Raw genomic sequence first — 25,877 nt, 5'->3', positions numbered from 1 at the left:
ACGTTCGCCTACTCCGCGTTGGTCGCGGGCGTCACAGTTGTGTACATGACCGTCCCGGTCGTGGCGCCCGCGATGTGGGCCGTCATGGGACTGGGCGGCGTGGCCGCCCTTCTCATCGGCACGCACCTGTACCGGCCCGCCCACCGGTGGCCCTGGTGGGTGCTGGCCGCCGGCCTGCTGACCTTCATCGCGGGCGACACGTACTACTTCGTGATGGAGCAGTACTTCGGGGTCTCCAACCCGTTCCCGTCCCCGGCCGACGCCTGCTACCTCGCCATGTACCCGCTCTTCGCGATCGGGCTGTCGGGACTCGTGCGCCACCGGTGGGCCGACCGCGACCTGCCGAGCCTGCTCGACGCGCTGATCGTCACCGCCGGTCTCGCACTGCCGGTGTGGGTGTACCTGGTGCAGCCGCTCACCGTGGTGCAGGGCCTGACCTGGCAGCAGCGGGCCATCAGCATCGCCTATCCCCTCGGCGACATCCTCGTGCTGGCGCTGCTGGCGCGGCTGCTCATGCCCAGCCCGGTCGGCCGCTCCGACCGTGCGGTGCGGCTGCTGGTCCTCGGCACGGTGACCCTGCTCTGCACCGACATCGCCTACGGGGTACTCCAGTTGAACGACGTCTGGCAGACGGGCAGCCTGCTCGATCTCGGCTGGGTCGCCTTCTACACCGCCTGGGGCCTGGCCGCCCTGCACCCCTCCATGGTCGAGCTGACCGCGTCGGTGCCCCAGCGGGAATCCCTGCTGCCGCCTCCGCACCGCCTGGTCATCCTCGCCGTGGCCACGCTCATCGCGCCCGGGATCCTGCTCTGGGAGGGGCTGAGCGACCAGACGCGGGACGCCGCCGTGATCGCCGTCTTCTCGGGCGTGCTGTTCCTGCTGGTGATCCTGCGGCTCGCCGGCATGGTCGTGGCCCACCGCCGGGCCGTGGCGCGTGAACTCGCCCTGCGCGAAGCCGCCGCGTCACTGGTCTCCGCCTTCCGGCAGGAGGAGATCGACCAGGCGTGCCGTGCGGCCGTCGAGCGGCTGATGGGCCCGGGCGTCCCGCACCGGACCATGCTGGTGCCGGCGCGGCAGGCCGGTGAACTGGGCGGGCGCAGCACCCACTTCGTGAGCCCGGCCGCGCTCCCCCTGGATCTCGGCGCCGGCCTGCGCGGCCTGCCGTCCGTCCTGGTCTGCCCCATGACCCGGCCCGACCGCCCGGCGGGAGCGGCCCCGGGTGTCCTGCTGGTCGCCGCGCCCGAGACCAGGCTGCGCGAGACCTCCGGCTCGCTGGAGATCCTCGCCTCGCACGCCGGTCTGGCCATGGAGCGGGTCACGCTGCGCCAGGAGGTCGTGCGGCGGGAGAACGAGGCGTACTTCCGCACCCTCGTCCGCAACGCCTCGGACGTCATCCTGATCGTCGAGGACGACGACACCATCCGGTACGCCAGCCCCTCGGCGCGCTCCGTGTTCGGCACGGACGACCTCGTCGGGGTGTCGCTGCCCGAGCTGGTGGACCCCGGGGACCGGGAGCGGGCCGCGCGGGAGCTGGCCACCGTCCGGGAACGGGGCCCGCGCACGGGGCACGACCACTGGTGGGTGCGGCGCCGGGACGGACGCGTCGAGGTGGAGGTGCGGTGCAGCGACTTCCGGGACGAGCGCACCGTGTCCGCCCTGGTGGTGACCCTGCGGGACGTGACCGAGCAGCGGCGCCTCGAGCAGGAGCTCACGCAGCGCGCCTTCCACGACTCGCTGACCGGCCTGCCCAATCGCACCCTGCTGCTGGAGCGGATCGAACGCGCCCTGCTGCGCGGCCGCCGCGAGTCGTCGCTGACCTGTCTGCTCTTCATCGACCTGGACGACTTCAAGCTGGTCAACGACACGATGGGGCACCGCGCGGGCGACCAGCTGCTGATCGCGGTCGGCAACCGGCTGTCCCGTGCGCTGCGCCGCACCGACACCGCGGCCCGGCTCGGCGGGGACGAGTTCGCCGTGCTGATGGAGGACGCCAAGCAGCCGCTCGACGCCGAACTGCTCGCCGCCCAGGTGATCCAGACCCTCGGCCGGCCGTTCGACCTGGCCGAGGAGTGGGTGACGGTGTCCGCGAGCGTCGGGGTGGCCACCGCGCGGGACAGCACGGACGCGGAGGAACTGCTGAGCCACGCCGACCTCGCGCTGTACGCGGCGAAGGCGGCGGGCAAACGGCAGTGGCGCCGGTTCCGGCCGCTGCTGCGCAGCCGTGTGGTCGAGCGGCACGACCTGCAGTCCCAGCTGGCCCGGGCGGTCGCCGAGAAGGCTTTCGCGCTGCGCTACCAGCCGGTCGTGGACATCACGGCGGGCGAGGTCGTGGGCTTCGAGGCCCTGGTCCGCTGGCCGCACGAGCGGGGGACGCACGTCCCGCCGGACCGGTTCATCAGCCTGGCCGAGGAGACCGGGCACATCGCGCCGCTGGGGTCGTGGGTGCTGGAGAACGCCGTCGGCGACATCGCGGACCTGCAGCGGCTGCCGGGCCCCGCCCGTCCGCCGTACGTCAGTGTGAACGTCTCCGCCCGTCAGTTCCGGGACGCCGGTTTCGTCGAGCAGGTCGGAAAGGCACTCAGCACCCCGGGCCTGGAGCCCGGGTCGCTGCAGCTCGAACTGACCGAGACGGTGCTGCTGCACCGCGACGACCGGCTCCAGACGGTGCTGCACACGCTGAAGGAACTCGGTGTGCACATCGCGGTCGACGACTTCGGCACCGGCTTCTCGTCCCTGCGGTACCTGCGGGACTTCCCCATCGACGTGCTGAAGATCGACAAGTCGTTCATCGACGACATCGCGCGCGACGCCCAGCAGGTCGCCCTGGTCGAGGGGATCGTGCGGATCGCCGACACCCTGGGCCTGCAGGTCATCGCGGAGGGCATCGAGGACGCCGCGCAGCGGGACCTGCTGGCGGGGATGGGCTGCCGGTTCGGGCAGGGCTTCCTGTTCGCCCGGCCCCTGACGGTGGAGCAGACCGCGCGCGTGCTGCGCGAGCCCGGTGCCCGCCCCTTCGCGCCGCTCCGGGCCCGGCGGCCGCGGGTCGACACCGCGGCCCGGGGGCGCCGCGAGGCGCGCTGGGCGGACCTGGAGCACCTGCGGCGCACCAGCCCGATGAGCGACGCGGTCCTCGACGAGGTGCGCGGCCGGCACATCCGCAGCGGCGATCACTGGCTGATCGACTTCGCCTCCTGCAACTACCTGGGGTTCGACTGGGATCCGGAGGTCATGGACGCGGTCGGGCCCGCGGTGCGCCGGTGGGGCACCCACCCCAGCTGGTCGCGGCTCCTGGGCAGTCCGCGGCTGTACCCGGACATCGAGGAGCGGCTCGCCGCGCTGCTGGGCGCGCCGGACACGCTGCTGCTGCCGACCCTGACGCTGGTGCACTCCTCGGTGATCCCGGCGCTGACGGAGGACGGGCACGTCTTCGTGGAGGCGACCGCGCACCGCACGATCCACGACGGCGGTGTGGTGGCCCGCGCGCAGGGCGCCACCCTGCACCGTTTCCACGCCGAGCGCCCCGACGAGCTGCGTGCCGTGCTGGCCCGCGCGCCGAAGGGCACGCCCCGCGTGGTGTGCCTGGACGGCGTCAACAGCATGAGCGGCAACGTCGCGGACCTGCCGGCGCTGGCGGCGGTCTGCCGCGCCGAGGGGGCGACGCTGTACGTCGACGACGCGCACGGCTTCGGTGTGATCGGGGAACGCGGGCCGGGCGAGAGCTGCCCGTACGGCATGCGCGGCAACTGCGTGGTGCGGCACACCGGGGAGTCGTACGACGGGATCGTGCTCGTCGGGGGCTTCTCCAAGGCGTACTCGTCCCTGCTGGCGTTCCTCGCGCTGCCGCCGGAGCTGAAGAACCGGCTGAAGACCGCGGCGGCTCCCTATCTGTACTCGGGTCCGTCCCCGACGGCGTCCCTGGCGACCGCGCTGGCCGGGCTGGACGTCAACGAGCGCCGGGGCGACTCGATCCGGGCCGGGCTGTACCGCAGGACGGTGCGGGTACTCGATCACCTGGACGGCATGGGGGTGTACACCCTCAACAGGGACCGGTTGCCGATCGTGGAGGTGCCGCTGGCGAACCCGGCGGACCTGGACGCGGTGGCGGCGTTCCTGTGGGAGGAGGGCATCTACGTGACGCTGGCCGCCTATCCGCTGGTCCCGCGCGACCGGGTGGGTTTCCGGGTCCAGCTGACGGCGCTCCACTCCGACGAGGACATCGACCGGCTGAACGGGACGATGACCCGCCTGTCCGAACGGTTCCCGCTGCGGAGGAAGGGCTAGACGGCCATGACGACGCACAACGACGACGTGGACTGGGACCGCTGGCCGGTCGCGGACTACCTCGCGGAGAACTACCGCGAGGTGCACGCGTCGGACGCGGCCGTGATCGCGCACCACTCCGCGTTCTACCGGGGGCTGCCGGCCGGGGGGATCGCGCGGGCGGTGGAGTTCGGGGCGGGTCCGAACCTGTATCCGCTGATGCTCGCGTCCGCCGCGTGCCGCCGGATCGACGCCGTGGAGGCGGGCGCGAGCAATGTCGCCTACCTCCGCGACCAGATCTGTCACCGGCTCGACGCGAGCTGGCTCCCCTTCCACGCGTTGTGCCGGCGGCTGAACCCTCAGGTGCCGGCGACGCTGGCCGGGGCGCTGGCCCGGGTGAACGTCGTCCACGCCGATGTGCGGTCCCTGCCGCCGGGCGCGTACGAACTGGGCTCCATGCACTTCGTCGCGGAGAGCGTGACGGAGGACTTCGGCGAGTTCGCCGGCTTCTGCCGGGCCTTCGTCCGCGCGGTCGTCCCGGGCGGGTACCTGGTCGCCGCGTTCATGGAGAACATGCCGACCTACCGCATCGGACCGGCCTCGCGCTGGCCCGGCTGCCCGGTCGACCCGGCGACGATCACGGAGGTCTTCACCCCCCTGACCCGGGAGCTGGACATCACCCACGTCGACCCCGACCCGGCCCTGCCGGACTACGGCGACTCGGGGATGGTGCTGCTGACGGGGGTGGCGGAGGCGGTCTGACGACACGCGCGGGGACCGCCCGCGGGCCCCGCGTCCGACGGGGACAGCCTCGGTCAGCCGTTCGCTTCCTCGTTCCCCGCCGGGCGGAACCGCCGGCGCATCACCACGCCCCCGAGCAACAGGGCCGCGCTCGCGGCGACGGTCTGGAGCGTGTGGTCCGTGCCCGTGTGGGCGAGGGAGCCCCGGGCCTGTTGCGGGGCCGTGCGCCGGGCCTGTTCCGGGGCCGGGCGCGTGCGCGGTGGGGTGGACGCTTCCGGGGACGGCTCGGGCGGGTGGTGCGGACGGACCGGGCGGACCGGGCGGTCGCCGGGCGTGTTCGAGGACGTGTTGCCGGTGGACGGGTTGCCGACTCCGACCACGTCCACGGTGTTGCCGGTGACGTTGACGGGAAGATCGACCGGCAGCTGGACGCCGTTGCCCGAGACCACGCCCGGCGCGTCCTGCCCCCGTCCCTCGGCGGCCGCGCCGCCGGAACGGCCCGGCCGCTCGGCCCCCCGGCCGTCCTTGTTCGCGCACGCGTTGCCCGCGGCGGGGTTGAGCAGTCCCACCACGTTCACGGTGTTGCCGCACACGTTCACCGGGACGTGCACCGGCAGCTGGACCGTGTTGCCTGAGACCGCCCCGGGCGAACCGGCCGCGGAGCCGTCCGCGCCGGAACCGGCGTACGCGGGGACGGTCATGGCCATCGCGCCCGAGGCTGCGGCGACGGCGATCATCCCGTTCCGGGTAACCCGTTTCATAGGTTTCCCTGCCTTCCAGACATCCCTCGCGGGCACTCACCCGCACGGGATAAAACGCGGGCCCCCCGGTCCGAGTTATGGCTTATCGGCCTTTCACTCCATCGAGCGGCCCGGTTGTCGAACTAGCGGCAAAAACCTTCGTATGCGCGCTGCGGCCGCGCAGGGTAGACCACGTCGGACGGCCCCGCCCGCCGGGAGGCGCGCCCCACAGGGCCCGCTTATCGTGGGCGAGGGCGCCGTGGGGCGCCCCTGGAGGCACCGATGCTGGCCAAGCTGTCCACGCGCCCCTCGATCCGGCGCTGCGCGGTCGCCGGCGCGGCCGGACTGGCTCTGCTGGGTGCGGGGCTGCCGGCCGCCGCCGGCCCTCCGCCGGCGCGTTTCTACGACCAGAAGGTCAAGTGGTCCGCCTGCGCGGGTCCGGACATGCCCAAGGACCTGCAGTGCGGCAAGGTGACCGTGCCGCTCGACCACGACCGGCCGGAGCGGGGGACGCTCGACCTCGCCGTGGCGCGCTACCGGGCCACGGGCGCCTCCCGCGGCTCGGTGCTGCTGAACTTCGGCGGCCCCGGCGGCCAGGGCGTGGGCCAGCTGGCGCTGGCCGGCAAGGAGTTCATGGACCTGACGGACGGCTACGACGTGGTCTCCTTCGATCCCCGCGGCGTCGGCCGCTCGTCGCCGGTCAGCTGCGGCAGCGCCGCCGAGGACGCCCTGGCCGCGACCGACGGTGACGCCGACGTGGCGGACGCGCAGGCCGTGCTGGAGAAGCTGCGCGACGCGGCCGCCGAGTGCGCCGAGCACTCCGGCCCGGTGCTGCCGCACATCGGCACCGTGAACGCCGCCCGCGACCTGGACGTCGTGCGCGACGCGCTCGGCGACGACAAGCTCAACTACCTCGGCTTCTCCTACGGCAGCCGGCTCGGCGCGGTGTACGCGGCCCAGTTCCCGGAGAAGGTCGGCCGCATGGTGCTGGACGGCGTCGACACCCTGACCGAGCCGCTGGCCGAGCAGGGTGTGGTGAGCGCGCGGGGGCAGCAGACCGCGCTGGAGAACTTCCTCACCTGGTGCACGCAGGACATCGCCTGCCCCTTCGGGCGGAACGCGCGGGAGGCCGGGGAGCACGTCGTCGAGGTGGTCGAGTCGCTCGACGCGGACCCGGTGCCGACGGACTTCGGCGAGGCCTTCTCCGGCCAGGACTTCGCCGGCGCCCTCGGGCAGGGCCTGTACAGCAGGGAGTTGTGGCCCTCGCTCCAGCGGGCCGTCGCCCGGCTCCTGGAGGAGGGCGACACGAGCGGTCTGGAGGCCTTCCTGTACGGCGGCTTCACCCTCCCGCCGCTGCCGAGGGCCCACGGGGCGCTCACCGACCCGGAGGACGTCCCCCTGGACAACCTGCCGGCGGCGCTCATGGCGGTCAACTGCGCGGACGATCCCGACCGCCCCGCCGCCGCGCAGGTCACCCGGGACCTCGCCCGGCTGCGCAGCCGTTACGAGCAGGCGTCCCCGGTCTTCGGCCGGTACCGGCTCACCCAGGTGCTGATGTGCTACGGCCGCCCGAAGGGCACGGACTTCATCCGCGAGAAGGTCAAGGACGTCGACACGCCGCGGATGCTGCTCGTCGGCACCCGGGGCGACCCGGCCACGCCGTACCGCTGGACGGTCGAGACGGCCGAGCGCCTGGGGTCGTCCGCCGTGGTCCTGGACAACCGGGGAGAGGGCCACACCGGCTACGGCTCCTCCCCGTGCGTGCACCGCAAGGTCGACGCCTTCCTGCTGTACGGCACCCTGCCGCCGGACGGCAGCTCCTGCGGCTCCGACCACGACACCGAGTGAGCCACCTCGCGAGGTCCGGCTCCCCGTCGGCGAGACCCGGCAGGGTGAACGGAATGCCCCGAATGCCCCGAAGGTGTATCCGCTCTATCGTGCTGTCATGGAGCACGTTCTGAGTCCCGCGACCCTGGCCGAGCTGCGGCGCCCGCGTCCCTACCCCGCGGTCTCCGTCCTGACGCCGACGCACCGGCGCGAGCCCTACAGCGCCCAGGACCAGGTCCGGTTGCGCAACGCGGTGGCCGAGGCCAAGCGCCGGCTGGAGGCGGATCCGGCGGTGACCCGGGAGCGGCGTGCGGAGGTGGCGCTCCACCTGGACCGGGCCCTGTCCGAGGTGGACCTCACCCACGCCGAGGACGGTCTGGTGATCTTCGCGGCCCCAGGCGAGCACCAGGTGTGGTCACTGGCCCGGCCGGTGCCCGAGCGCGTGGTCCTCTCGGACACCTTCCTCACCCGCAACCTCGTCTCGGCGCACACGGCCGGGCGGCCGTTCTGGGCGCTGTCCGTCGCGGCCGACCGCGCGACCCTCTGGAACGGCGGCGCCGACCGCGTCACCGAGGCACGCCTGGGCGGCTTCCCGCTGACCCGGCGCGTGGAGAACTTCGACCCCGAGCGGCAGCAGCGGATCGGCGACCAGCCGAGCGGCTTCCGGGAGGAGGGCACCCGCCGGTTCCTGCGCGAGGCCGACACCGCGCTGGGCGCCGTCCTGCGCGACCAGCCGCGACGGCTGTACGTCACGGGTGAACCGGCCGCCCTCTCCCTGCTGGACGAGGTCGGCGACGCCGCCCGGGAGGCCGTGCGCGTTCCGCACGGAGGCCTCGCGCACGGTGCCCCCGGGGCCGTGTGGCAGGCACTGCGCCCGGTGCTCGAAGCCGAGGCGCGCGAGAGCGCGGACGCGGTGGGCCGGACCCTGGAAGCGGCCCGCGGACGGCGGGCGTTCGCGGCCGGCGTCGACGAGCTGTGGCAGAGCGCCCGGGACGGCCGCGTCCGGCTGCTGGCCGTCGAGGAGAACTACCGCGTCACCGTCCGCGACAGCGGCGACCACCTGGCCCTGGCCGCGAGCGGCGACCTCGACGCACGCGATGACATCGTGGACGAGATCGTCGAGCAGTGCCTGGAGACGGGAGCCGACGTCCGCTTCGTACCGGACGGGACCCTGGGCGAGGCGGACGGCATCGCCGGGGTCCTGCGGTACTGAGCGGTCCCGGCACCAGGCCCTCGAACACCAGCTCGTCGAACATCCGCAGGGGCGTACCGACCGGCCGACGGCGCGTCAAATACCCTGTGTAATCTACGACTTGGCACTCCGGGCGACAGACTTCTCGGCTACCTCGGAGTAACTCCGTGAGACGGTGGCATATGCCAGAAGCACCACCGTATCGTGTGGTGCCAAATCCCTTACAGGGCGTCGCGGGCTGTGCGACAGTCGTAACGGTCCCTCCGTCCGCCTTGGCCGTACCGTCCCGCATCGGAGTGCGTCATGCCGTCCCACCTCTCCGCGGACCGCCCCGCCGCCCAGCCGCCCGGACGCGGCTCGGTCGACGCGCTCATATCGCAGACGCGGCGGCTCAAGGGCGACGTGGACGCGGTGCGCCGCGACGCGGAGGGCGACGGGACGGACCACCCTCGCGAACGCTGGCAGCGCGCCCTGTACGACCTGGCACTGCACCAGCTCGACGACCTGGACGAGCACCTGGCCCAGCTGCGGGACGGCCCCCTCCCCACCGCCGGGAAGGCGCCCTCCGGCGCGCCCGCGCAGGGGTCGCTGCTCAGCCGGGTCGGCAGCGCCGAGTGGAACCTGCTGACGGACGAGGCCAGCTGGTCCGGTGAGCTCTACCAGATCCTGGGCCGCGACCCCGCCACTCCCCCCCTCACCCTCGACGAGCTGCCGTCCCTGGTGCTCGACGAGGACCGGCCCGGCCTGACGGCGATGGTGACCAACTGCCTCGTCGACGCCCGGCCCATCGACGGCGAGTTCCGCATCGCGCGGCCCGACGGAGACGTCCGGACCGTGCACATGATGGGCGAACCGGTGCTCGACACTGACGGCAGCACCGCCTCGATGTGGGCCGTGCTGCGCGACGTCAGCGAACTGCGCCGCAGCCAGCGGGTGGTGAGCGAGACCCGTGACTCGCTCGACCACCAGCGGGAGGCCGCGCGGACCGAACACCGGCTCGCGGTCGAGCTGCAGGAGGCCGTGCTGCCGCCGTGGCGCGGCTCCCTGCGGCTCCCGCACCGGGGCCCCCGCACCCTCGACCTCGCGGCCCGGTGCCTGCCGGCGGCCACGCGCACCCTGATCGGCGGCGACTGGTACGACGCGCTCGAACTGACCGACGGCGACACCCTGCTGAGCGTGGGCGACCTCACCGGACAGGGCGTCGGCGTCACGTCGAACATGACGATGCTGCTCGGCGCCGTGCGCGGCATGGCGATGGCCGGGGCCCGGCCGGGACAGCTGATGGCCTGGCTGAACCAGTTACTCGACGCCACCGTGCAGCCCGCCCTCGGCAGTGCCGTCTGCTGCCGCTACAGCCCAGCGACCCGCACCCTGGTGTGGGCACAGGCCGGACACCCCGCCCCGCTGCTGTTCCGCGGCGGGACGGGGCGCGTCCTGGACACCCCGGACGGCGTCCTGCTCGGAGCCACCTCAGGAGCCGTCTACGGACAGGCCGAGGAAACCCTCGAAGCAGACGATCTGCTGCTCCTGCACACCGACGGGCTGGTGCCCGGGCACACGGGAGCGGCGGCCGCGAACCTCCTCCTCGGCCTGGCACCACGCCTGGCCGCAGCCGGCGGCGCGGAGGACTGCGTACGCGTGATCGCGCAGGAGTTCGGCACGAGCGAGCGCGAGGACAACGCCTGCGTGCTCGTCGCCAAGGTCACGGGATAGGCGACTCAGGCCTGTGCGCCGGCACCGCCCCTGCCCTTCGTCCTGGGCAGCGCCAGCTTGATCTCCTCCCGCAGCTCCTGGATCTTCGGGTAGCCGGAGAACTGGGCGGTGAGCCGGTACATCTGACGCAGCCGGTCCCAGGTGCGGTGGGAGGAGTTGGACCCCATCGACACCAGGGCCAGGCGGGCGTAGCGGTCGGCCTGTTCGGGGTCGTCGGCGATGAAGCAGGCCGAGGCCATCGACAGGTAGTCGAAGATCTTCGATCGCTGCCGCCCGTCGACCCGCAGGGCCAGCGCCTTCTCCGCGTAGTGCTGGGCGTGCGCGGCGGCACCCGGCTCGAACTCGGCGAGCGTGCGGTAGGCCAGGGCCTGCATACCGTAGAAATCCTCCTCCTTGAAGGTCTGCATCCAGTCGGGCGGGGGCACGTCGGCCTTGTCGGAGACGAACAGGTCCTCCGCGCGCCCGAGTGTGCGCCGCATGGCCTGGCCCTTGCCCATGGACGCCTGTGCCCAGGCCTCGATGGTGTAGAGCATCGCCCGGGTGCGGGGCAGTACCTCGTCGCCCGAGCCGGACGTGGCCAGCTTCATCAGGTCCAGGGCGTCGTCCGGCCGGCCCAGGTGCACCATCTGGCGGGCCGCGCGGGAGAGCGCCTCGCCCGCGCGGGGCCGGTCCCCGCCCTCTCTGGCCGCGTGCGCGGCGATGACGAAGTACTTCTGGGCGGTGGGCTCCAGGCCGACGTCGTGCGACATCCAGCCCGCGAGGACGGCCAGGTTGGCGGCGACGCCCCACAGGCGGCGCTGGAGGTGGGGTGGGTGGCGGTAGGCGAGCATGCCGCCCACCTCGTTGAGCTGGCCCACCACGGCCTTGCGCTGGAGCCCGCCGCCGCGGGCGGCGTCCCAGGCGCGGAACACCTCGACCGAACGCTCCAGTTCCTCGATCTCCTGCGACCCGATGGGGGCGGCCTCGTAGCGGTCGAACCCAGCGGGGTCGGCGTTCAGGGGATGGTCGAGGTCGGGGGCGTCGGCGGTCAGGGCAGGGTCGGTGTGCAGCCAGTCGTACATGGCGCTGCTGAGTGCGGATCCCGCGGCGAGCGCGGCGCCCGCGCCCACCAAGCCGCGTCGGTTGAGCATGAGGTCCATTCCCGTGAATTCGGTGAGGACCGCAGCCGTCCGCTCGGGCGCCCACGGCACACCGTCGGGAGCCTCCGGGCTCCCGCCGCCCTGCCGTTTCCCCGCACGCCCGTGCCGGACCAGACCGAGGTCCTCGATGGTCACGACACGGCCGAGACGCTCGGTGAACAGAGCCGCCAGCACCCGCGGCACCGGATCGCGCGGGATCTCTCCCATGTCGATCCAGCGACGCACCCGGGAGGTGTCGGTCGACAGCTGGGGGTGGCCCATGGCCGCCGCCTGCCGGTTGACCAGCCTCGCGAGTTCGCCCTTGGACCAGCCGGCCAGGCCGAACAGGTCCGCGAGCCGGGTGTTGGGTTGTCCGCTCACGTCAAGCCCCCAGGTTCTCGGCTGAGTTGACAGTAGCCCGGGGAGACTTGCCGGGCGACTATTCGCCAGGGTTCGCCAGGGTGCGCCAGATGGTGTGCCACCGGCCATCCGGTGTCAGGTAGGAACGCGCCACCCCGACCCGGTCGCCGCAGGGACATTCCCCAGGGTGATCCCGGGCGTCCGGGCCGGGTGATGCGCTGTCGTCGCAGGCACACGAAGGGATCTGTCTCGCCCATGTACGCAGCATCGTCCTCCGTGTCCGCACCGCCCCGGTCGCTCCACCCGCGTCCCGCGGACAGCGGCCCCTATCTCGCCCCCGCGCGGCCGGCGGCCCCCGTGCTCGGAGCCGGCAGGGCTCGGCGCGGCGCGGTGCTCGGCACCCAACCGCTCAGCGGGAGACTCGACTTGTCCGGCCCTCAGGGCGCGCAGCTGCGCACGGCGATCGCGTCGGTGCACCGCATCTGCCCGGAGTTCGCCCCGGTGCAGGTGCTCCGCCGCACCGGCCGGTCCGTGCTCCTGGTCGGGACGACCGGTCGCAGCACGGCCGTCGCCAAGTGTTTACTGGACCACTCCCCCGCCTGGGCCGAGCGGATCCGCCACGAGATAGCGGCGTACCGCTCGTTCGTCCGGCACCGCCCTCCCGTGCGGGCGCCGAGGCTGATCGCGGCGGACCCGGACAACTGCACCCTCGTGATCGAGCGCATGCCCGGTCGCGTGGCCGCCCTCCAGCGGCATCCGTCCGAGGCGCCCCCCCGGACGGACATCAGGGCGGCACTCGGCGCGATCTGCCGGCTCAACGCCTGGCGGCCGCCGGCGGGCACGTTCGACGCCCCGCTGGACTACGCGGCCCGGATCGCGCGGTACCACGAGCTGGGGCTGCTCACCGACCGCGACCTGGGCGACCTGCAGAAGCTGCTGCACGGCATCGCCAAGGCCGCCGGGCGGCAGGGCATGGGCCAGTTCTGCCACGGCGACGCGCTGCTGTCCAACCTGCTCCTGTCACCGGCCGGTCCAGTGCTGGTGGACTGGGAGCACGCGGGCTGGTACCTGCCGGGGTACGACCTGGCGACGCTGTGGTCGGTGCTCGGGGACGCACCGGTCGCGCGCCGGCAGATCAGTCAGATCGCGCAGTCGGCGGGCCCGGCGTCCAGGGACGCCTTCCTGGTGAACCTGATGCTGGTGCTGACGCGCGAGATCCGCACCTACGAGACGGCCGTGCAGCGTTCGATGCAGGACGCGGCCCCGGCGGCACCGGGCTCGGCCCATCCCGGCGCTGTGCCGTCCGGCGAGGAGCAACGGCTGCTGCTGCGGCGGCTGCACGACGACTGCCAGCTGGCCCGGCGGGCCGTGCGCGCGGCGGTCGGCACACGCTGACGGGGACGAAGCGGGCGCGGGGGGGGGGGGGGGGGGGCCCCCCCCCCCGCGGGGGGGGGGGGGGGGGGGGCCCCCCCCGGGGGCCCCGGGGGGGCCCCCCCCGCGGGGCGCGGGGGGGGGGGCACCGGGTGCGGGGGCGGCGGCGGGGGGTGGGCGCGGGGCGGGGCCCACCGCGGCCGCTTCGTGTGCGCGGGCGTACCGCCGCGTCGGGTCAGCCCTGCTGGAACAGCTCCGCGGGCAGCGGCTTGAGGAGCGCGTAGAGGTCGTCGGTGATGGGGCGGTCCCAGGCGGCGATGGTCACCAGGACGTTGTCGCTGCGGTCGAACTGCACACAGGAGATCCGGCTCTCGGAGAGCTTGACGCGCCGCACGATCAGAAGGTTGTCGCCCTGCATCACCGGCACGTCCTCGGTGCCGACGACGGTGACCTCCTCGTCGTTCTCCAGCGCCAGCAGGAGCTGGCCCACCTCGAAGGGGACCTGCCCCTCGGGGACGTCACGGGCCGGGGATCCCTCCGGCAGATTGCCGATGATCATGGCGGGACCGCGGCCGCCGAACAGGTCGTAGCGCAGGAAGACGCCCTGGCAGGTGCCGTCGGGCGCGGGCAGCAGTCCCGCACCGAGATTGCCGGGCCAGTCGCCCGGGTCCATGGCCAGTACGTCGAAGTCGGGCCCGGCGGGAGTGGCGCTGCGGCGGCGGAGGAACGACATGCCGCCATGGTACGTGCCCGGGCCTGTGCCGTGCCGGGCGGGCGGCGCCTCGATCGCGCCGGGGCCGTCGGGCCCGCACGGCACCGTCACCCCGGCGCCGGGCGGGCCGGTGCGCGTCGCCCGCGGGGTCAGTCCTCCGGTGGTGCCGGAGGGATCACGGCGACGGGGCTCGCCGCGTGCAGCAGCACGGCCTGGGCGACCGAGCCCATCATCCGGGCGGGCGCCAGCAGGTGCCGCCGGTGCCGGCCCACGACGACGAGATCGGCGTGCCGGGAGGCGGCGACGAGGTGCCCGGCCGCGTCACCGGCCGCCGGGACCGGTTCGGCCTCGACGCCGGGGTGCCGTTCGCGGTACGGGGCGAGGAACCCCTCGGCCAGGACCCGGGCCTCCTCCTCGACGACGTCCTGGTCGACGACCGGCGGAGGCGTCTCGCCGGGCAGCATCCAGGGCTGCGCGGGCCACGGGTAGGCGGCCACCGCCTGGAGCCGGGCCCCGCGCCGGGCGGCCTCGGTGAAGGCGAACTCCAGCGTGGCGTCGTCGGGGCCGTCCACCTTCAGCCCGACGACCACACGCGGGGCGGGACCGGCCGCCGTCTCGCCGTGGACCTCGCGTCCGGGCGGGGGCACCACGACAACGGGGCACTCGGCGTCGCGGGCGGTGGCCAGGCCGGTCGAGCCGAGCAGCAGGCTGGCGAAGCCGCCGCGGCCCCGGGACCCGAGCACCAGCAGCTGGGCGGCGGCGCCCAGTTCGGGCAGGACCACGCCGGTCGCGCCCTCCAGACCGACGTACTCCGTGTCCGGCGGGCCGGTGCGGCTCTCCAGGTGGGCACGGACCCGGTCGAGGACGGGGTCCTGCCGCGGGTCCGCGGGCGCGGCGGCGAGCACGTCGGGCTGAGCCCAGTGGGCGTACTGGCGTACGTGGGCCACACGCAGCGGGGCCGAGCGCCGCAGGGCCGCGTCGACGGCCCACTCCAGGGCGCGCAGGCTGTGATCCGAACCGTCGACCGCCGCGACGACCGGCAGGGTGCTCATGGGTTCCTCACTTCCGGGTGACGACCGTCCCTCCCGGGTGCCGGCCTGACGCAGGGGTGGGCCGGGGGGAGGCTGCTTCAGGTCGCGTGTCCGGAAAAGCGGGCGGAACACCCCCGGATCGGCCGGTCGGGCCGTCCGGGGCGGTGCGCTCCCCGCCGTCAGGTGAGGTCGAACTCACCCTCCCGCGCTCCCGAGACGAACGCGCCCCACTCGGCGGGCGTGAAGATCAGGGAGGGGCTCTCCGGGCGGGCACTGTTCCGCATGGCGATGAAGCCTTCCACGAAGGCGATCTGCACATCCCCCAGGCCACGGCTGCTGGACTGCCACTGTGCCTTGCTGAGGTCCAGATCCGGCTTGTCCCAGCCCCTGAGCGGTCGCTGCTGGGTGGTGGTCTCGGCCACGTCCGTGCTCCTCCCGATTGCGTCGTCCGCGGTCAGCCTAGCGATCGCGCCCCGGGCCCGACAGAGCACGCGGGCGGGACCTTTCAGGCATCCGGCGGCCGTGCTCCCAGGAGCCACATGAGCAAGATCGGGGAGCTGTCGTCGCTCCGCACGATCCCGCGGGAGGTGGCGGCGGCGGACGGGTGAATCACCGGCCCGGGGATTGAACCGGAGGTGACGTACGGACGTACTGGTGGTGGCAGGCTCGGCACTGGGCTCTGTTCGCCATGCCATCGCACGACCGCACGGAAGGAACCACCGGGTGTCGCTCTTCGCTCGCCCCCACCAGCAGCCGGACACGACCGAGGACGGGGCGGACCGGAGGGGCGGCGGCGGAGTGGCCGTACCGCAGGGAGAAGCCGACGCGGCGCATCATGCCACCGGCACCGGCACACGGGAACCGGAGGGTGCGGGGCGGGGCGGTGATGCTCCCGCGGCGGAGCCGGGGGAGGACGACACCGCGCCGCCCCCGGCGGAGGCGGCGGCGGCCGATGAGGCCGGCGCGGTCGATCCCGCCCCGCCCGGCCGGTCCGGCCGGTCCCGTCGGGCCGCCTGGCGGCGGCGTCATCCGCGAGCCGCACGGGGCGTCTCCGTCGCGACGACCGTGCTGGCCGGGGCACTGGTGCTCTTCGCCCTGCTCGTGCCCAACCGGATCGAGCGCATCGAGTTCGCGTCGTTCGTGCGGATCCCGGCCGAAGGAGTGCTGCTCGCGGGTCTGCTGCTCGGGCTCCCGCCGCGGCCCCGCCGGATCACGGCGGTGGCCGCGGGCGCGTTCCTCGGGCTGGTCACGATCCTGAAGTTCGTCGACATGGGCTTCTACCAGGTGCTGGCCCGGCCGTTCGACCTCGTCCTGGACTGGATCCTGATCGAGCACGCCACGGACTTCCTCCGGGAGACCTTCGGCCGGACCGGCCAGGTGCTGGCCGTGATCGGGGTGCTCGTCCTGTTCGTCGCGGTGCTCGTCCTCACGACGCTCGCGGTGGTGCGGCTGACGAACCTGATGGTGCGGCACCGGCCCGTCGCCACCCGTACGACGCTGATCCTGGGCACGGCGTGGATCACCTGCATGACGCTGGGCGTGCAGCTCGGCACGGTGCCGATCGCCACCAAGGGCAACGCCGAGTTCATCGGCAACCGGGTGGAACAGGTGCGCGCGGGCCTGGCGGACGCCCGTGTCTTCGAGAAGCAGGCCGCGGTGGACGCCTTCGCGCAGACCCCGCCGGACCAGCTGCTGACCGGACTGCGCGGCAAGGACGTGCTGTTCACCTTCATCGAGAGCTACGGCCGGGTCGCGATCGACGACCCGGCGATGGCGGAACAGACCGACGCCGTGCTCGACGAGGGCACCGGCAGGCTGAAGGCCGCCGGGTTCGAGTCGCGCAGCGGCTGGCTGCGGTCGCCGGTGACGGGAGCGGGCAGCTGGCTCGCGCACTCGACGTTCCTGTCCGGGCTGTGGATCAAGAACCAGCAGCGGTACCGCAGTCTGACCACGAGCGACCGCATGACGCTGACCAAGTACTTCGGCAGGACGGGTGCCTGGCGGACCGTCGGCATCGTGCCGGGCGTGCGGCGGGCCTGGCCGGAGGGCGAGTTCTTCGGCCTGGACCACATCTACGACTCCGAGCACCTGGGCTACCACGGGCCGTACTTCAGCTGGACGCCCGTGCCCGACCAGTTCAGCATGGAGGCGTTCCAGCGCCTGGAGCACGGCAGGAAGGACCGTCAGCCGATCATGGCGGAGATCATCCTGGCCTCCAGCCACAACCCCTGGTCCCCCCTCGCCCGGATGATCGACTGGGAGGACCTCGGCGACGGCTCGGTGTTCCACCGGATCAAGAAGGAGGGCACCGACCCCGCGGAGGTCTGGAAGGACCCGGAGAAGGTGCGCGCGGAGTACCGCAAGGCCATCGAGTACTCGATCCGCAGCCTCACCGAGTGGATGGAGCGCTACGGCGACGAGGACACGGTGCTGGTCTTCCTCGGCGACCACCAGCCGGTGCCGACGGTCACCGCCGGGGACACCGGCAAGGACGTGCCGGTCACGATCGTCGCGCACGACCCGAAGGTCCTGGACCGGGTCGCCGGCTGGGGCTGGACCGACGGCCTCAAGCCCGCAGCGGACGCGCCCCGCTGGGGCATGGACAAGTTCCGCGACCGCTTCATGACGGCGTACGGGCCACAAGGATGATGCCCGCGCAGACGACAGGCGAGCGGCGTTCCGTCCGGGGCGTCGAGGATCGGTGCTGATGGGGCCGGGTCAGCCGCCGGGCGTGGCGTGTCCGGGGCGGGTCGCGAGGGTGTCCCGCAGTTCCCGTTTGAGGATCTTCCCGCTGGCGTTGCGCGGGAGTTCGTCCACGAACACCACGCGTTTCGGCGCCTTGTAGGGCGTGAGCCGTTCGCGTACGTGCTCGATCAGCTCCTCCTCCGTGGCCTCTCCCCTCGGGACGACGATCGCCGTGACGGCCTCGATCCAGCGCTCGTCGGGCAGGCCCACGACGGCCGCCTCGGCGACGGCGGGGTGCGTGTACAGGGCGTCCTCGACCTGGCGGGAGGCGATGACGACGCCGCCGGAGTTGATGACGTCCTTCACCCGGTCGACGATCGTGTAGTAGCCGTGCGGGTCGCGCACCGCGAGGTCGCCGGAGCGGAACCAGCCGTCGCGGAAGGCCTCGGCGGTCTCCTCGGGCTTGTCCCAGTAGCCCTCGCACAGTTGCGGGGAGCGGTAGACGATCTCGCCGGGGGTGCCGTCGGGAACGTCCCTGCCGTCCTCGTCGACCACCCGGGCGTCGACGAACAGCACGGGCCGGCCGCAGGAGTCCATGCGGCCCTTGTGCTCGTCGGGGCCGAGGACCGTGGCCAGGGGGCCGATCTCACTCTGGCCGAAGCAGTTGTAGAAGGCGAGGTCCGGCAGGCGTTCCTTCAGCCGTTCGAGGACCGGGACCGGCATGACCGACGCCCCGTAGTAGGCCTTGCGCAGGCCGCTGAGGTCGCGGGTGGCGAAGTCGGGGCGGTGGGAGAGGGCGATCCAGACGGTGGGCGGGGCGAACAGGCTGTCGACGCGGCCCGCTTCGACGAGGTCGAGGAGCCGGTCGCCGTCGGGTGCGTCGAGGATGATGTTCGTCGCGCCGACGGCGAGGTAGGGCAGCAGGAAGACGTGCATCTGCGCCGAGTGGTACAGCGGCAGCGCGTGCGCGGGACGGTCGCCGGCGCTCAGGTCGAGGGCGGTGATCGCGCTCAGGTATTCGTGCACCAGGGCGCGGTGCGTCATCATCGCGCCCTTGGGCAGGGCGGTCGTCCCGGACGTGTACAGCAGCTGCGCGAGGTCCTCGGTCCGCGGCTCGGGTCCGTCGTAGGCGGGTGCCCCGTCCAGCCGCGTGAGCAGCGAGTCGCCGGTGCCGCGCAGGGGCAGGGTCCGTACGCCGCCGGGCAGCCGGCCGGCCAGGCCGGGGTCGGTGAGGACCAGGGAGCTGCCCGACTGGCCCACGATGTAGGTGAGGTCGTCACCGGTGAGGTGCTGGTTGACGGGGACGTGGACCAGGCCCGCCCGGGCGCAGGCGAGGAAGGCGATCAGGTAGGCGTCGGAGTTGTGGCCGTAGGCGCCGACCCGGTCCCCTGGCGCGAGCCCGAGGCCGAGGAGGACGCTCGCCGCGCGGGAGACGGCGGCGTCGAGGTCGCCGTACGTCCAGGTGCGGTCGGCGTACTCGACGGCGATGCGCGCCGGGGTGCGCCGGGCGCTGCGCCGCAGGACTCCGTCGACCGTGCTGCCGTGTCCGGGCGTCGTCATGACACAGGATCCTCGGCTGACCGCCGGAGGAGGTCAAGGACCCCGGCCCCGGCCGGGACCGGCCCCACCGGCTCCGGGCGTCTCAACCTCACCACGGTTCCCGGGCGTCCGCTGTCATGGAACGGACAGCCGGGATGCGGCACCGCGCACGCCCGGCCTGCCACTTTCTCGACGAAGCCGGGAGGCACGATGCGCACCCGCTGGAGACGACTCGTTCTCGGGGCCACGGCCCTGTTCACGGCCGCGTCCGCGTTACCCGCGGCCGCTGCCCAGGACCGGGAGCGTGCGGAGGAACACCCGTCGCACGGCGGCCTGTCGGCCGTCATCCGCTACACCGAGTACGGCATCCCCCACATCCGTGCGGAGGACTACGCCGGGCTGGGCTTCGGCACGGGCTGGGCCCAGGCCGCCGACGAGGTCTGCACGCTGGCCGACGGCTTCGTGACCCTGCGGGGCGAGCGGTCCCGTCACTTCGGCGCCGACGCCGCCGCCGGCGGTGACCTGTCGGCGGCCCGCACCAACCTCTCCAGCGACCTGTACTTCCGCGGCGTGCGCGAGTCCGGAACCGTGGAGCGCCTCCTGAAGGAGCCGCCGCCGGTGGGCCCGAGCCGTGAGGTCCGGGACCTGATGCGCGGCTGGGCGGCCGGGTACAACGCCTGGCTGAAGCAGCGCAGGATCACGGATCCCGCCTGTGCGGGCGCCTCCTGGGTCCGGCCGGTCACCGCGGCGGACGTGGCCGCGCGGGGACTGGCCATCGCCTCGGTGTCCGGCGAGGGCCGCTTCGTCGACACGATCACGGCGGCACGGCCGCCGTCGTCCGGACCGGCGGGCACCACTCCGTCCGCGCGGCCCGCCGGTGCGCCCGGCGCGAAGGCCGTGGCGCGGGCGGCCGGGGAGCTGTGGGGCGACCCGGGCATGGGCTCCAACGCGGTCGCCTTCCGCGGCGACACCACGGCGAACGGCCGCGGCCTGCTGCTCGGGAACCCGCACTACCCGTGGCAGGGCGCGCGGCGATTCTGGCAGTCGCAGCAGTCGATCCCCGGGGAGCTGAACGTCTCCGGCGGCACCCTGCTCGGTCTGCCGGTGGTCGCCATCGGGTTCAACGCGCACGTGGCGTGGAGCCACACCGTCTCGACGGGCGTGCCGGCCAACTTCCACCGGCTGACGCTGGATCCGGCCGACCCCACGGTCTATCGCGTCGACGGCAGGCCGGAACGCATGAGAAAGCGGACCGTGACGGTCGCCGTGCGGGACGGCGCGCCGGTGACCCGCACCCAGTGGTGGACCCGCTACGGCCCGGTGGTCACCTCCCTCAGCGCCCAGGTGCCGCTGCCCTGGACGGCCACGACGGCGTACGCCCTGCACGACCCCAACGCCGCCAACCTGCGCTTCGCCGACACCTCCCTCGGCTTCGGCAGGGCCCGCTCCACGGCCGGTGTCCTCGCCTCCCTCTCCCGCCACCAGGGCATCCCCTGGGTGAACACGATCGCCGCCGACCGGGCGGGCCACTCGCTCTACACCCAGTCGCAGGTGCTCCCGCGCATCACCGACGAACTGGCCGCACGCTGCTCCACCGAGCTCGGGAGGAGCACCTATCCGGCGTCCGGCGTCGCGATCCTCGACGGCTCGCGCGGCGACTGCGCCCTCGGCAGCGACCCGGACGCCGCCGTGCCCGGCATCTTCGGGCCGGGCAGGATGCCGACGCTGAAGGACGCGCCGTACGTGGCGAACATGAACGGCACGCCGTGGCTGACCAACGCCGACCGGCCGCTGACCGGCTACGAGCGGATCTTCGGCACGGTGGGCACGCAGCCCGGGCTGCGCACCCGCGGGGGCATCGAGGACGTCGCGGCGATGGCGGACCGGGGCGGCCTGACCGTCCGGGACCTGCAGCGGCAGCAGTTCGCCCACCGGGTGCCCGCGGGCGACCTCGCGGCGGCGGACGTCGCCCGGGCCTGCGCCGCCCTGCCCGGCGGCACGGCCACGGGCAGCGACGGCACGGCCGTCGACGTGTCGGGGGCCTGTGGGGTGCTGCGTGCCTGGGACCGCACCATGGACACCGGAAGCCGCGGGGCGCTGCTCTTCGACCGGTTCTGGCGCAGGCTCGAACCGGCGGTGCCTGCCGCGCAGTTGTGGAAGGTGCCCTTCTCGGCGGCGGACCCCGTCCGCACGCCGCGCGCGCTGAACACGGACGCCCCCGGCCTCGCCACCGCCCTCGCCGACGCCGTGGCGGAGCTGCGGGCCGCGGGCATCGCGCTGGACACGCCGCTCGGGGCGCACCAGTACGTCGTGCGCGACGGGACACGGCTGCCGATGCCGGGCGGGGCGGGCCGGCTGGGCGTGTGGAACGTGATCGAGCCGGAGTGGGACGCCGCCGCCGGTTACACGGAGGTGCCGTTCGGGACCAGTCACCTGCAGGCCGTCGGCTGGGACGGCACGGGCTGCCCGGTGGCGCGCACGCTGCTGACGTACTCCCAGTCGTCCAACCCCGCGTCGCCGCACTTCGCGGACCAGACCCGGCTGTTCTCGCAGGAGAGGTGGGTGACGTCGCGCTTCTGCGAGAAGGACATCCTGTCCTCGCCGCGGCTGCGGGTCGTGCGGGTGCACGAGCGCCGCTGACCGGTGGGCGGGAGGGGGTGCCGCTTCCGGCGAGGGCGGCACCCCCTCCCGCGCGCGGTCGGGGCCGGCCTGTCACCGGGACCGGGTTCCCGGGCCGTCGGCCGGTTCGCGAAGGAGTGCGGCGGACATACTTCCGGGGGACGCGTGAGACGGTCGAGGCGAAGGGGTGCGCGGTGACCGACAGAGCGGCGAACGGCGAACTGACCCGGCGTCAACTCGCCCGTGCGGGACTGGCGCTGGGCGGCGCGCTCACCCTCGCGCCGCTGCCGGCCGGTCCCGCCGAAGCCGCCACGGCGGCGGCCCGGGACCGGCGGCCCACCCTGCGGCACGGATCGGCGGCCCGGGCCGGACTGCTCGCTTCCCATCTGCGCCGCCTCGTCACCGACGCCGAGGCGTTCCTCGGCCCCTCCCCCACGCACCCCTGGTACGCGGGCGCCGTCCTGCTGGCCGGACGCGGCGGCACCGTCGCGCTGCACCGGGCCATCGGCACGGCGGTGCGCTACCGGGCCTACGACGAGAAGACCGGCACCGGTGTGGAGTTCCCGCCGGACCAGCAGATCCCGATGCGCGAGGACACCGTCTTCGACCTGGCGTCGGTGTCGAAGCTGTTCACGTCGATCCTCGCGGTGCAGCAGATCGAGCGGGGCGCGCTGGGCCTGGAGGCGACGGTCGCCTCGTACCTGCCGGACTTCGGGCGTGCCGGCAAGCAGGAGGTGACGATCCGTCAGCTTCTCACGCACACGTCGGGGTTCCGGTCGTGGATCCCGCTGTACAGCGCGCCCACGTACGAGGAGAAGCTCCGGCGCATCTGGGACGAGAGGCCGGTCAGCGCGCCGGGCACGGCCTACCTGTACTCGGACCTGAACCTCATCTCGCTCCAGCTGGTGCTGGAGCGGATCACGGGCCGCTCCCTGGACACCCTGCTGCGCGACGAGATCACCGCGCCGCTCGGGCTGCGCCGCACCCGCTACAACCCGCCCGCCTCCTGGCGGCCGCGGATCGCGGCGACGGAGGACGCGCGCCCGCCGTGGTCCGGCCTGGACCGGGGCCTGGTGTGGGGCGAGGTGCACGACGAGAACGCCTTCGCCCTCGGCGGCGTCGCGGGCCACGCGGGTGTCTTCTCCGACGCGTGGGACCTCGCGGTGCTCGGCCGTACGCTGCTCAACGGCGGTGTCCACGGACGGGCCCGCATCCTGCGGCCGGAGTCGGTGGAGTTGATGTTCACCGACTTCAACACCGCATTCCCCGGCGACGAGCACGGTCTCGGGTTCGAGCTCTACCAGCACTGGTACATGGGGGCGATGGCCACGCCGCGCAGTGCCGGGCACACCGGCTTCACGGGCACCTCGCTGGTGCTCGACCCGACGACCGACTCGTTCCTCGTCGTGCTCGGCAACTCCGTGCACCCGGTGCGCAGCTGGCGTTCCGGCTCGGCGCCCCGGGTGGCCGCGGCGAACCGTCTGGCCCGGGCCGTGCCGGTGCGTCCCGCGCGGGGCCGCACCGCCTGGTTCTCCGGCATGACACCCGCCTCGACGGCCACGCTCACCCTCCCGGCGCTCGACACCTCCTCCGGCGGCCCTCGCCTGGACTGCGCCCTGTGGTGGGACACCGAGCCGAAGGCGGACGCACTGGTGCTGGAGGCCAGCACCGACGGCGGTGCGACGTGGCAGCCGGTGCCCTTCACGACGTCGCGCCGCGGCGCGGAGCCGGTCCGGCATCCGTCCGGCTCGGTCACCGGCTGGTCGGGCCGCGTGTGGCACCGTCTCACCGCCGACGTGCCCGCCGCCCGGAGCCTCACGCTGCGCTGGCGGTACACGACGGACCGGCTGTACGTGGGCCGCGGCTGCTACGTGGGCCGGCCGCGCGTGGCGATGGCCGACGGCGTCCTGTTCGACGGGGCGCGCCCGGCGGACGCGTCGCGGATCGAAGCGGTGGGATGGGCGCCGTCGGCCGACTGAGACGGCCGGGTCACGGACTCCGGGTCACTGGTTGAAGACGGCCTTCTGCACCTCGTTCGGGCCGTCGAAACTGTTCTCCTTCAGGCCGTCGAGGGTGCGGACGATCTTGTCGTCGGCGTGGTTGCTGCGGGCACGCTCCACCAGGTGCTGCTTGTCCGTGGGGTAGTCCATGCCCTTGAGGGCCTTCTGGAGATCGGTCGGGCTGAGCTCGGCCATGAGGGCCTCCCGGGGTGGTACGGCCGTCCGCGCGGGGCGGCCGGCTGGTACGGATCTCTTCGTGCTGTCGGAGTGCCCCTCGATCGGCGTGCGATTCAGCCGTTTCCGTTTTCCAGTACGGCCATCGCCGCGTTGTGCCCGGGCACCCCGCTCACGCCGCCCCCGCGCACGGCGCCCGCCCCGCACAGCAGGACGTTCGCGTGGCCGGTCTCCACGCCCCAGCGGCCGGTGCCGTCCTGGGCGTACGGCCAGCTCAGCTCGCGGTGGAAGATGTTGCCGCCGGGCAGGCGCAGGTCGCGTTCCAGGTCGAGCGGCGTCTTCGCCTCGATGCAGGGGCGGCCGTCCGCGTCGGTGGCCAGGCAGTCGGCGAGGGGTTCGGCCAGGTGGGCGTCGAGCTGGGCGAGGGTCGACTTCAGCAGTTCCTCGCGCACGGCGTCGTTGTCCCGCGCGAACAGGCGGGCCGGGGTGTGCAGGCCGAACAGGGTGAGCGTCTGGTAGCCCCGTCCGGCCAGGCCGGGGCCGAGGATCGTCGGGTCGGTGAGCGAGTGGCAGTAGATCTCCGAGGGCGGCGCGGCGGGCAGCTCGCCGGCGGCGGCCTGGGCGTGGGCGGTGGCCAGCTGCGTGTAGCCCTCGGCGATGTGGAAGGTGCCGGCGAAGGCCTCCCGCGGGTCGACGGAGGTGTCGCGCAGCCGGGGCAGCCGGGTGAGCAGCATGTTCACCTTGAGCTGGGCGCCCTCGGCGGGGGCGGGCTGCGGGTCACCGGTCAGGTCGGCGAGGGTCTGCGGCGAGGCGTTCACCAGGACGTGCCGGGCGGCGACGGTGCCCTCGCCGTCGGCCGTGCGGTAGGTGACCTCGGCGGTGCGGCCGTCCGTGGCGATGCGCAGGGCCTCGTGGCCGGTGGCGAGGGCGGCTCCGGCCGTGCGGGCCGCGTCGGCGAGCGCGTCCGTCAGGGCTCCCATGCCGCCGACGGGCACGTCCCAGTCGCCGGTGCCGCCGCCGATCACGTGGTAGAGGAAGCAGCGGTTCTGCTTCAAAGAGGGGTCGTGGGCGTCGGCGAAGGTGCCGATGAGCGCGTCCGTGAGGACCACGCCGCGCACCAGGTCGTCGTCGAAGTGCCGCTCGACGGCGACGCCGATCGGCTCCTCGAACAGCGTCCGCCAGGTCTGCTCGTCGTCCAGGCGCCGGCGCAGCGCCTCACGGGTGGGCAGGGGCTCGGTGAGGGTCGGGAAGATCCGCCGTGCGGCGCGGCCGGTCATGCCGTAGAACTCCCGCCAGGCCCGGTACTCCCGCTCCGAGCCGGTGAGCCGGGCGAAGGCCTCCCCGGTGCGCCGCTCCCCGCCGCCGACGAGGAGGCCGGTCGGTCTGCCGTCGCGTTCGGCCGGGGTGTAGGAGGAGATGGTGCGGGTGCGCACCCGGAAGTCCAGGCCGAGGTCCCGGACGATCTTCTCCGGCAGCAGGCTGACCAGGTACGAGTAGCGCGACAGCCGGGCGTCGACGCCGGCGAAGGGCCGGGTGGACACCGCCGCGCCGCCGGTGTGGTCCAGCCGCTCCAGCACCAGCACGGAGCGGCCGGCGCGGGCCAGGTAGGCGGCGGCGACCAGGCCGTTGTGGCCACCGCCGACGATGACGGCGTCGTACGTCCGGTGCGCGCGGGGTCCCAGGGGTGCGGTCATGGTCCTTCGTAACACGGGGTGATCCGCGTCGGCCAGAGATCCCGCGACCCGCGGGAGGCCCCGGGTCCGGACCCGACGGAGGACGGGTCCGCCGTGCGCGG

The 25,877-nt window shown here is 73.7% G+C and carries 17 protein-coding genes; 9 read left to right on the top strand and 8 right to left on the bottom strand.

The genetic code is table 11. The features are described from left to right. The first annotated feature begins 45 nt into the window (after nt 1–45). On the top strand, nt 46–4,281 hold the full coding sequence (locus ACF07N_RS02650) for an aminotransferase class I/II-fold pyridoxal phosphate-dependent enzyme (protein WP_392107437.1): 4,236 nt from the start codon (nt 46–48) through the stop codon (nt 4,279–4,281). 6 nt (nt 4,282–4,287) lie between these two features. Further along, the gene (locus ACF07N_RS02645) at nt 4,288–5,022 is read left to right on the top strand and encodes a class I SAM-dependent methyltransferase (protein WP_392107434.1); all 735 of its coding nucleotides are present in this window, start codon (nt 4,288–4,290) and stop codon (nt 5,020–5,022) included. Between the two features lie 53 nt (nt 5,023–5,075). Here the strand turns inward: ACF07N_RS02645 and ACF07N_RS02640 are convergent, their stop codons facing one another. Next, nucleotides 5,076–5,738: a chaplin gene (locus tag ACF07N_RS02640; protein WP_392107431.1), complete on the bottom strand. Its 663-nt coding sequence runs from the start codon at nt 5,736–5,738 to the stop codon at nt 5,076–5,078. A gap of 285 nt (nt 5,739–6,023) precedes the next feature. Between ACF07N_RS02640 and ACF07N_RS02635 the strand changes: the two genes are divergently transcribed. The 3 genes from ACF07N_RS02635 to ACF07N_RS02625 all read left to right on the top strand — a co-directional run bounded on the left by ACF07N_RS02635 (nt 6,024) and on the right by ACF07N_RS02625 (nt 10,473). Further along, nucleotides 6,024–7,589, top strand: coding sequence for an alpha/beta hydrolase (locus tag ACF07N_RS02635; RefSeq protein ID WP_383335952.1), 1,566 nt, complete (start codon nt 6,024–6,026; stop codon nt 7,587–7,589). Between the two features lie 97 nt (nt 7,590–7,686). Further along, complete coding sequence (locus tag ACF07N_RS02630; protein ID WP_392107428.1) at nt 7,687–8,781, top strand: chemotaxis protein; 1,095 nt, start codon at nt 7,687–7,689, stop codon at nt 8,779–8,781. A gap of 282 nt (nt 8,782–9,063) precedes the next feature. Continuing rightward, complete coding sequence (locus ACF07N_RS02625; protein WP_392107425.1) at nt 9,064–10,473, top strand: PP2C family protein-serine/threonine phosphatase; 1,410 nt, start codon at nt 9,064–9,066, stop codon at nt 10,471–10,473. Nucleotides 10,474–10,478: 5 nt separating this feature from the next. Here the strand turns inward: ACF07N_RS02625 and ACF07N_RS02620 are convergent, their stop codons facing one another. Then, on the bottom strand, nt 10,479–11,972 hold the full coding sequence (locus ACF07N_RS02620; RefSeq protein WP_392107422.1) for a hypothetical protein: 1,494 nt from the start codon (nt 11,970–11,972) through the stop codon (nt 10,479–10,481). Between the two features lie 234 nt (nt 11,973–12,206). Here ACF07N_RS02620 and ACF07N_RS02615 point away from each other — a divergent pair, with 234 nt between their 5' ends. Next, entirely contained in the window at nt 12,207–13,346 is a 1,140-nt protein-coding gene (locus ACF07N_RS02615) for an aminoglycoside phosphotransferase family protein (protein ID WP_383335948.1), read from the top strand. A gap of 211 nt (nt 13,347–13,557) precedes the next feature. Here ACF07N_RS02615 and ACF07N_RS02610 read toward each other — a convergent pair whose 3' ends face one another. The 3 genes from ACF07N_RS02610 to ACF07N_RS02600 all read right to left on the bottom strand — a co-directional run bounded on the left by ACF07N_RS02610 (nt 13,558) and on the right by ACF07N_RS02600 (nt 15,487). Then, nucleotides 13,558–14,055, bottom strand: a complete 498-nt coding sequence (locus ACF07N_RS02610) for a hypothetical protein (RefSeq protein WP_344606623.1) — start codon at nt 14,053–14,055, stop codon at nt 13,558–13,560. 128 nt (nt 14,056–14,183) lie between these two features. Further along, a complete protein-coding gene (locus ACF07N_RS02605; RefSeq protein ID WP_392107417.1) occupies nt 14,184–15,086 on the bottom strand; it encodes a universal stress protein in 903 nt (300 codons plus the stop codon). A gap of 158 nt (nt 15,087–15,244) precedes the next feature. Further along, nucleotides 15,245–15,487 (bottom strand): DUF397 domain-containing protein, encoded by a 243-nt coding sequence (locus ACF07N_RS02600; protein ID WP_383329442.1) that lies wholly within the window; start codon nt 15,485–15,487, stop codon nt 15,245–15,247. A 301-nt stretch (nt 15,488–15,788) separates the two neighbouring features. On the opposite strand from ACF07N_RS02600, the gene ACF07N_RS02595 reads away from it, so the two are divergent. Next, nucleotides 15,789–17,714 carry a sulfatase gene (locus tag ACF07N_RS02595; protein ID WP_392107414.1) on the top strand — a complete coding sequence of 642 codons (1,926 nt, stop codon included), beginning with the start codon at nt 15,789–15,791 and terminating at the stop codon, nt 17,712–17,714. 69 nt (nt 17,715–17,783) lie between these two features. Here ACF07N_RS02595 and ACF07N_RS02590 read toward each other — a convergent pair whose 3' ends face one another. After that, entirely contained in the window at nt 17,784–19,310 is a 1,527-nt protein-coding gene (locus ACF07N_RS02590) for an acyl-CoA synthetase (RefSeq protein WP_392107411.1), read from the bottom strand. 189 nt (nt 19,311–19,499) lie between these two features. Here ACF07N_RS02590 and ACF07N_RS02585 point away from each other — a divergent pair, with 189 nt between their 5' ends. Both ACF07N_RS02585 and ACF07N_RS02580 read left to right on the top strand, forming a co-directional pair. Next, nucleotides 19,500–21,929, top strand: coding sequence for a penicillin acylase family protein (locus ACF07N_RS02585; RefSeq protein ID WP_392107408.1), 2,430 nt, complete (start codon nt 19,500–19,502; stop codon nt 21,927–21,929). A 173-nt stretch (nt 21,930–22,102) separates the two neighbouring features. Continuing rightward, on the top strand, nt 22,103–23,887 hold the full coding sequence (locus tag ACF07N_RS02580) for a serine hydrolase (RefSeq protein ID WP_392107405.1): 1,785 nt from the start codon (nt 22,103–22,105) through the stop codon (nt 23,885–23,887). A 24-nt stretch (nt 23,888–23,911) separates the two neighbouring features. Here ACF07N_RS02580 and ACF07N_RS02575 read toward each other — a convergent pair whose 3' ends face one another. Both ACF07N_RS02575 and ACF07N_RS02570 read right to left on the bottom strand, forming a co-directional pair. Beyond that, nucleotides 23,912–24,103: a DUF2795 domain-containing protein gene (locus ACF07N_RS02575; RefSeq protein ID WP_383329428.1), complete on the bottom strand. Its 192-nt coding sequence runs from the start codon at nt 24,101–24,103 to the stop codon at nt 23,912–23,914. Between the two features lie 95 nt (nt 24,104–24,198). After that, complete coding sequence (locus tag ACF07N_RS02570) at nt 24,199–25,776, bottom strand: phytoene desaturase family protein (RefSeq protein WP_392107402.1); 1,578 nt, start codon at nt 25,774–25,776, stop codon at nt 24,199–24,201. Nucleotides 25,777–25,877: the final 101 nt, after the last annotated feature.

The organism is Streptomyces sp. NPDC015242 (assembly GCF_043079125.1).
Classification (GTDB): Bacteria; Actinomycetota; Actinomycetes; order Streptomycetales; family Streptomycetaceae; genus Streptomyces.
This window is presented reverse-complemented; position numbering and strand designations above follow the sequence as displayed.